Annotated in this window: 5 protein-coding genes; 2 read left to right on the plus strand and 3 right to left on the minus strand. The window is 43.8% G+C overall.

What is annotated here, in order from left to right:
• Positions 1 to 65 precede the first annotated feature (65 nt).
• Positions 66 to 1,211, minus strand: coding sequence for an MFS transporter (locus JCM21738_RS20350; RefSeq protein WP_052019828.1), 1,146 nt, complete (start codon positions 1,209 to 1,211; stop codon positions 66 to 68).
• Positions 1,212 to 1,460: 249 nt separating this feature from the next.
• On the opposite strand from JCM21738_RS20350, the gene JCM21738_RS20355 reads away from it, so the two are divergent.
• A complete protein-coding gene (locus JCM21738_RS20355) occupies positions 1,461 to 2,294 on the plus strand; it encodes a hypothetical protein (RefSeq protein WP_023613464.1) in 834 nt (277 codons plus the stop codon).
• Positions 2,295 to 2,328: 34 nt separating this feature from the next.
• On the opposite strand, the gene JCM21738_RS20360 is transcribed toward JCM21738_RS20355, so the two are convergent.
• A complete protein-coding gene (locus JCM21738_RS20360) occupies positions 2,329 to 4,563 on the minus strand; it encodes a HAMP domain-containing sensor histidine kinase (protein ID WP_023613463.1) in 2,235 nt (744 codons plus the stop codon).
• Positions 4,541 to 5,233 (minus strand): response regulator transcription factor, encoded by a 693-nt coding sequence (locus JCM21738_RS20365; RefSeq protein ID WP_023613462.1) that lies wholly within the window; start codon positions 5,231 to 5,233, stop codon positions 4,541 to 4,543. Before JCM21738_RS20365 ends, JCM21738_RS20360 begins: the two co-directional genes overlap by 23 nt.
• 214 nt (positions 5,234 to 5,447) lie before the next feature.
• Between JCM21738_RS20365 and JCM21738_RS20370 the strand changes: the two genes are divergently transcribed.
• On the plus strand, positions 5,448 to 7,058 hold the full coding sequence (locus tag JCM21738_RS20370; RefSeq protein WP_023613461.1) for an SWIM zinc finger family protein: 1,611 nt from the start codon (positions 5,448 to 5,450) through the stop codon (positions 7,056 to 7,058).
• Positions 7,059 to 7,149: the final 91 nt, after the last annotated feature.

The raw sequence follows: 7,149 nt of genomic DNA on the forward strand, positions 1-7,149 counted from the left end.
CGCTAGTGATAGTTTCCTAACCAACAAAAAATCGTCCGCCAATTGTTGTGGCGGACGATTTCTCATTACGCAAGCTCCTTCTGCTTCGTTTCCGTGCCCCAGAAAAAGACGGCGGCAGCACCGATCAGAATTGCTATGCAGAAAATCGTGAAGATGGCAGTGATGGATAGATTTTGCGCTGATAAATATGGGACCATCAGAGGTCCGATTATCCCGCCGATTCGGCCAAAGGATGCGGCCATTCCTGCACCGGATCCGCGAATTGTTGTTGGATATTGTTCTGGTGTATAAGCGTATAACGCTCCCCAGGCACCCAGGTTGAAGAATGATAACAGGACCCCCGCAGTGATAAGCAATGCAAGCGAATCTGCCGTTCCAAAGAAATAGGCGCTCAGTGCTGTTCCTATTAAATAGACAACCAGCACGAATTTCCTGCCTGCGTTTTCAATCAGCCATGCCGCTGTGAAGTATCCAGGAAGCTGGGCCAGGGTCATGATCAATACATATTGGAAGCTCTTGATCAAGGTGAAGCCTTTCATGACCATCACGCTTGGCAGCCAGAGGAACATTCCATAATAGGAAAATACAACGCTGAACCATAGAATCCAGAGCATCGCCGTTTTCCTGAAGTGTTCCCTTGACCAGACCTCAGCGATGCTCTCCTTCATTGTCAATCTTTCCTTCTTAGCAACAGCCAGGTACCTTGGTGAATCTGGAAGATTTACACGAAGGTAAAGGGCATACAATGCTGGCAGGGCACTAAGGATCAAGGCCATTTGCCAGCCGAATTTCGGGATGACGAAGTAGGAGATCAGTGCTGCGACAAGCCAGCCTGCAGCCCAGAAGCTTTCAAGCAGGACTACGACACGCCCCCGTTTCTCAGCAGGCACACTCTCTGCAACAAGAGTGGACGCTACTGGTAACTCTCCTCCAAGCCCCATTCCAATAAAAAATCTTAGTAATAAAAAGAATGACAAAGTTGTTGCCATTGCAGAAATCCCGCTTCCGACTGAGAAAAGCAATAACGTAATAATAAAGACATTTTTACGGCCAATCCTGTCAGCAAGCAAGCCGAACACAAAGGCACCGACAGCCATTCCGATAGAGTTCACGCTGCCAATCCAGCCCATTTCCTTGCCCGTCAGATTCCAATCGACCTGCAATGCTGCGATGATAAAGGATAAGATCCCCACATCCATCGCATCGAACATCCAGCCAAGCCCGGCGATTCCGAGCAGTTTTTTTTTCCGAAATCTCCTGTGTCTTTTTCATATAATCCTCCTAAACCATTGCAGAGATATAAATAGTTTCCCTAAAATTGTTAGTTTTAACAGAATAATTGTGATGCTTATTTATATTACCACGTGTCTTTACAGTAGTCATGATAAAAGTAATCAGTAAATAATTTCAAAGAATAAGCGGACATTATAAATACATCCCTGAAAAGGTGGAGTATGTCCATGGTAAAAAACAAGCTCGTTAAAAAGAACTCCATTCCATTTCTGCTGCTCGCAGTGGTTCATGTCCTGCTTTTTGTCATATTTGCAAAACGAAGCCGTCAAAAGAATATATGGATCCTCCTGCTCTCCAATATAGGAATGGCCTATTTATTTGAGTACCCGGTCCTTAATTTGTTCAAAGCGTATGCATATAAACCATATATCCTCAAAAAGCGGGCCCATGACCAAATTCTTGGAGCTATTTTTTCCCAGGCGTTATATGTTCCCATTACCGCTACTCTCTTGACTCTGTATGAGAAAAATCGGTATTGGAAGCTTGGCAGCACGCTGGTTTATTATGGAGTTGAACGGTATTTCCTTCATTTAGAAATCTATAAAGCTTATTGGTGGAAGCCTTACTACACTGTGTTTTTTATGAATATCTATTTTTATATAAGCGATTGGTTTCACAAAGCGCTGAACGCGAAAAAAGAATGGGCGCTGATGATCGCACAATACCTGTCAACAGAAGTAATCGGGGTTACCTTGCTCTATATATCTGCGGTCAACAGGAAAGTCAGGTTTGGACGGGGAATCCACCACTCATGGGGGGAGCATTTTATCCTTGCTCCGCTCTACAGTCTGACTCGGTCCATTTTACTGGTCAAAAATTCCACGAAACCTGGACTGTTGCCAAGACTCACCATGTTCCTGGGCTCCTTGGTCGCGGATATGCTGCTGGAACGGACCGGCCTGTTGAAACTGCGGTTAAACAGGCTCTGGAATATCACTTTTCATGCAGTCATGATCATTATCTCTAGGATTTTATATTTAAAAATACGCCAAAAGAAGTAGAAACCCCCACTGCAAAGCAAAGGGAGTCTCTGGTTTAATTTAGTTTTTCAAGTATGACCGTTACCTTGAACAGGTCACCGTCCACTCCAATATCAAGCGAGCCTTCATGCAGGTCGACGATTGATTTTGCGATTGCGAGGCCAAGTCCGGATCCTTCTGTGTGACGTGATTGGTCGCCGCGCTTGAAGCGTTCGAACAGTTCGTTAAGATCTTCGCCTAATTCGTATTTTGTGATGTTTTTAAAACTAAGAACAATCTGGTTTTGCTCTTCTCTTACTGAAATATAGACTCTCGTGTTCTCCAAAGCATATTTGAGTATATTGCCGATCAGGTTATCGAATACTCTCCAGAGCTTCTGTCCATCAACAAATGCATACACTGGCTGGTCGGGCTGTGAAACCCTCAGTTGTAGGGACGACTGGCTCAGCGCCTCATTGTGCTCGGCCAATGCCTGCTGCAGCAGCTGGTTGAGGTCGACCTTCTTCTTGTGCAGCTCGATGTTGCCGCTCGCCATTTTCGTCGCCTCGAACAAGTCATCAATCAACACCTTAAGCCGCTTCGATTTCCGGTCGAGAATTTCGATATAAGAGTCACGGTCCTCTGATGTCAGATCAGGTGTTTTTAGAAGCTCCGTATAGGTGATGATCGATGTCAGCGGTGTCCTGAGATCGTGGCTTACATTTGTGATCAATTCTGTCTTAAGGCGTTCACTTTTTGCCTGCTCTTTGTGTGAGACCTTTACCGTATTCCTAAGTGTATTGATATTGGCGGCATGTTTGGCAAAGGCCGACTTTCCTTTCACCGGGATGTCCGCACCTAGATTGCCTGCAGCAAGTTCTTCTGTATGCTTTAATACTTTATTCAAGTAGCCTGCTTTTCTCATGATCATGATGAAAATCGGAAGACTTATTACACCTAATGCGATAGCAATGACGATTATTTCTCCTCCACCTGCTACAAGAACTGCAACAAACAACATGCCCATTGCAAACACAATCCCGAGGATGACAAGCAGCTGGAACCCAATGCTCTTGATTAAAAAGGCATTTAGAATCGCGTGATAGCTTTTTAATAAAAGGCTGTTATTGACATCTACCTTCAGCTTTGGCCAATCCTTTCGGTACTCTGAAAGGAATTTAAGTTGAATCCACCCGAATGCCAGCAGTGAAGCGGCAGCGATAAGACTAATGATCAGTTCGATCAGCGATGAAAAGACATCTGAATGATAATAGACAAATTGTTCACTGATCAACGTCATGGACAGCAACAGGAACAAACCTGTCACTAAAAGCAATACTGCTCTTACATCCAGCGGAATCCTTCCATAGAGAGGCTTCAGGTGGTCAAATGAACCAAACACTGTAGCCGGTTTCCGTTTTGCAAGGAAATAGCTGATGATTAATGCAGCGATGCTTAATAAAAGATAACTGAAAAAGAGCTTTTGCCCTTTTTGATAGTCTTTATAATTCATGATGGCAAAATGTTTTTCAGAAGCATGCTTTGATAAGCCGATCTGACCGGTCATATCTCTGTCTTTTCGATTTTCGAGAATCGTTTCTGCCACTTCATTATAGGGCAGGAAGTTCTCGTTATAACCAGTGAATAAATAATTTCTTTGCAATCCAGAGAAATCCTGAACATAATACATATCTTTTTTATTCAGGAAGTCAGATGCTGATTCATTTTTTGTAAGATTAAGATTCGTAAAGACTTCTCCTGTTGCGGTGTCCTTCAGATAATACTTGTATGCTTGCCGGAGATTGGTGAATTCTCGGCTGTATTCTTCAAGGTTCCGATAAAATTCATCAATCTTCTTCTCTTTTTCTTTTACTATTTTTTCTCGTACATATTCATCACTATTGAAGTTTTCGGTGATATCCGCGACTTTGTCGTCTCTTTCCTTCTTCAGGATTTCTTCAGCCACCTTGTTTCCTGAATCGATTGCCGCCTGTATTTGATCTTCATATTGCATTCCGATACTGGAAATCTGATCTCCGAGATTGCCATACCTCATACGATGTTCTTCAATTTCCTCATCTGTTACAGTAATCTTCTCTTTCATTTCTTCTATGGGCATCTTATAGAGCTCATACACATTCAGCATGGCAACAAATTGTTCCATTTGCGAGTTATATTCAACTGATTCAAAATAATCGCCCTGCATGAACCGGCTCCCATTGGTCAGAACTGAAAAAACTCCGCTAAGACCGAATGAGATCAAAAGCACCCATACCACAAACAAATACTTACTTTTCGATTTTATATCCAATCCCCCACACCACCTTCAAATATCTTGGATTCTTCGGATCAATCTCTATTTTTTCGCGGATTTTACGGATATGAACCGCCACCGTGTTTTCGGCGTTATAGCTTGGTTCCTTCCATACCCGCTCATATATATCAGTGATGGAGAATACTCTGCCGGCATTCGTCATCAGCAGCTCGATGATCTTGTACTCGATAGGCGTCAATTTGACTGGCTCACCATGGGCGGTGACTTCCTTTGAAGCCTGATCCAAAGTCAATCCATTCAGGTCAATCACTTTCGCTTTTCCTTCATATGTACCGAGCGTGACATATCTCCTCAACTGGGATTTTATCCGTGCTATCAGTTCAAGCGGATTGAACGGCTTCGTCACATAGTCATCCGCACCGACCTGAAGCCCGAGAATTTTATCGGTATCCTCCGCTTTAGCGCTCAAGATGATAATCGGGATATTCTTGTCTTCACGAATCCGGAACGTCGTCGTAATCCCGTCCTGCCGCGGCATCATCACATCGAGCAGAATTAAATGAACAGGCTGCTCATTCAGCTTCTCGATCGCCTCTATTCCATCTGCCGCCTTGATCACCCTGATCCCTTCATTTTTCAAATAAATCTCTATCGCATCACGAATCTCTTTTTCATCATCAACCACCAGCACATTGTATTGTTCCATATGAAAAACCCCCTTCCCATACAGGCAAGCTTTGATATTTCTTATTCTAGACAGCGAACCTTAACATTCACCGACGATAAATCTTAAGATTTTCTTAATATTGGTAAAAGTGGTGTGTGAATCTATTATATATTTTTATGCCACTTGATAGAAAAGGTAATTTTTTGGCTAGAATGATAGGATGGAAGAAATGAATGAGGCGGTGGTATGAAATATGAACATTGCAGATTTTGAAAGTTTCCTCGAAACGGTCATTTTAGAACGAGGACATAAGCTTTTAAAAAAAGGGGCCGTCAAGAATTTGCAGCATTTGGAGGAAAACAGAGTGTTGGCGTCTGTCCATGGCTCCCAAACCTACAGTGTCGAGATTTTCCTCGAAGGTGATGGGGTAATAAAACAGGCTAGCTGCAGCTGTCCCTACGACTGGAGCGAAACCTGCAAGCACCAGGCTGCTGTTTTCTTTGCGCTGAGAGAAGGAGCTGCAGTTGAGAACCAGGATGTTGAAAGCTCTGAAAAAAACTTAATGCATTTGCTCAAGCAGGAATCAAAAGAGGAGTTAATTTCGATCATCCTTCAGTTTGCCAGGAGCCATGAGGAAGTTGAGAGGCAGCTGCTGTTGAGATACGCATCGCCAGAGGATGAAATCACGACCGCGAAAGCTCTGATCAGGGATTATATTAAAGGGGCCAAAAGCAGCGGATTCATTCATTGGAGGCGGATGGATGAAGCGATGCAGGGAGCCTATATGGTGCTCGATAACGCTGAAAAGAAGAGCGAACGCGGCAACTATGTTCAGGCTGTGAAGCTCGCACTTGAAATCATGCCGCCAATTGTTTCCATGACCCAGTACGCAGACGATTCGGGCGGTGAAATCACCATTGTCACCAGAAATACGATGAAGGTGATAAAGAATGCAGTCGAAATGGGGTTGGACGAGCTTTCTCCTGATGAGCAAAAGGAAATTTTCAAAGCTGTGCAGAAGGAAGCGAAGAACAAGCGATATAACGGCTGGGATGAGTGGCGCTTTAACCTACTGGATGCGATTATCCCGTTAGGCAAAGAGCCTAAACTTAGGGCGACATTGGAAAAAGAATTAGACAAGCTATTAGAAAATACTCCTCAAAATGAATGGAGCCGGAGGCATACAGAGCAGAGCATCAAAGAGCTTCAGCTTAGCCTTCTGGAGGTTTCTGGTGCAGAAGATAGCACCATTGATGGCTTTATTGAGGAAAACCTGAGACACGATAAATTCCGCGAAAAGGCGATTGAGCGGTCCTTGGAAAGAAATGAATATGAAAAAGCAGAGCAGCTCTGCATTGATGGTGAAAAACAGGATACTTCCTACGCTGGCCTGATCTATAAATGGAAGGATTACCGCTATCAGGTGTATGAACAGCAAGGAGATTTCGAACGCCAGCGGAGACTCGCTCACGAACTGGTCACTAGATATTATGAATACAAGGATTATGAAAGGTTAAAGAACCTTTTTAGCCCGGAGGAATGGCAGGAAGTTTTCGAGAAACTGCTCTTTGAATTAGAAAGTGGACATAGCCGGGGCTTATATTTAACGATTATTACAGAGGAAAAACTGGAAGATCGCATATTGAAATACGCCACTGCGAAGCCTTCAAGCATTGTCGAATTATACCCTTACCTGATTGATCACCATCTATCGGAAGTGAACAACTTATTCGTAGACATGATTATGTATGATGCTGAGAAAGCTTCAGAGCGGAGATTATATAAGCAAGTCTGCAAGGACATCAGGAAATATAAGAAAAGCGCAAGCGCCTTGTTTAGCCCCGACAAGCGCTGGAGGGCCTGACAGTGAAGTCGTTCTTTGACTTCATTGGCAGGACCGAAGCGACTCGAGGGGCTAGGCGCTGGAGCCAGACAATTCTCGAAGTGAAGATTTA

The sequence above is a fragment of the Mesobacillus boroniphilus JCM 21738 genome (assembly GCF_000517385.1).
GTDB classification, from domain to species: Bacteria; Bacillota; Bacilli; order Bacillales; family Cytobacillaceae; genus Mesobacillus; species Mesobacillus boroniphilus.

What these genes read in the sequence shown, in the direction of transcription:
- JCM21738_RS20350 (WP_052019828.1), bottom strand. Translation starts at nt 1,211, where the DNA reads ATGTTCGATGCGATGGATGTGGGGATCTTATCCTTTATCATCGCAGCA.
- JCM21738_RS20365 (WP_023613462.1), bottom strand. Translation starts at nt 5,233, where the DNA reads ATGGAACAATACAATGTGCTGGTGGTTGATGATGAAAAAGAGATTCGT.
- JCM21738_RS20355 (WP_023613464.1), top strand. Translation starts at nt 1,461, where the DNA reads ATGGTAAAAAACAAGCTCGTTAAAAAGAACTCCATTCCATTTCTGCTG.
- JCM21738_RS20370 (WP_023613461.1), top strand. Translation starts at nt 5,448, where the DNA reads ATGAACATTGCAGATTTTGAAAGTTTCCTCGAAACGGTCATTTTAGAA.